The following is a 923-nucleotide window of genomic DNA, read 5'->3' on the forward strand; positions in this document are numbered from 1 at the left end:
CGGACCGTCGCGGTCGAGGGCGCGGAGCAGGCGCGGCTCCAGCAGCCGTCCGCCGGGTCGGGCGACGTCGTCGTCGCGACGACCGACGCGCTCGTGACCCAGCCCCTGAAGGGCGGCGACGCCCAGCGCCGCGCCGCCCAGGGCGTCCCGGCCGCCCCGGTGCGCCTCGGGTCGTGCACGTACGGGGCGTGGGCCTCGACCGGCCAGGTGATCCGCGACTGCGAGGGCACCGACCGCGACGTCGACGAGCGCCTCGAGGGGCTCGATCCCCAGACCCGCCTGGAGTACCGGGTGAACCGGCAGGTGATCGTGCTCAACGACCTGTCGGCGGGGACGTTGTGGATGGCGGCGGACGAGTACCAGAAGGTCGACGACTGGGACGTCCAGATGCCGGAGGAGGCCGAGGGCGAGGAGGCCGACGCGGAGCTGACGAATCCCGAGCAGGTGGACCAGTTCATCGCGGACCGGTCCCAGCCGAACCGGCCGCCGCAGCCGAAGGACGACGCGTTCGGGGTGCGTCCGGGGCGCACGACGATCCTGCCGGTGCTGGGCAACGACGTGGACCCGGACGGGGACGTGATGACGGCGTCGCTCGTCGGGGACTCGCCGTCGAACGCGACCGTGCAGACCATCATGGGCGGCGCCGCGCTCCAGGCCGTGGTCCCCGAGGACGCCGAGGGCACGGGGTCGTTCCGGTACTCCGTGTCCGACGGCCGCGGCGGCGTCGCCGAGGCGGGCGTCACCCTCAAGGTGTCCCCCTGGGGCGAGAACGCTCCCCCCGAGCAGACCGGCGACCCGGTCCTGCGCGTCGCCCAGGGCGGCGCCGCGACGATCAAGGTGCTGCCCTTCTTCAAGGACCCGGACGGCGACGACCTGTACCTCGCGTCGGCGGCCGCGACGGTCGCGGGCGACGACGTGCGCTC

The 923-nt window shown here is 74.5% G+C and carries 1 protein-coding gene; it reads left to right on the forward strand.

The window, feature by feature from the left end; genetic code table 11:
• On the forward strand, nucleotides 1-923 hold a 923-nt coding region (locus ACI769_RS19825; protein ID WP_409142172.1), incomplete at both ends, for an Ig-like domain-containing protein.

The sequence above is a fragment of the Cellulosimicrobium sp. RS genome (assembly GCF_046159675.1).
GTDB lineage: Bacteria > Actinomycetota > Actinomycetes > Actinomycetales > Cellulomonadaceae > Cellulosimicrobium > Cellulosimicrobium funkei.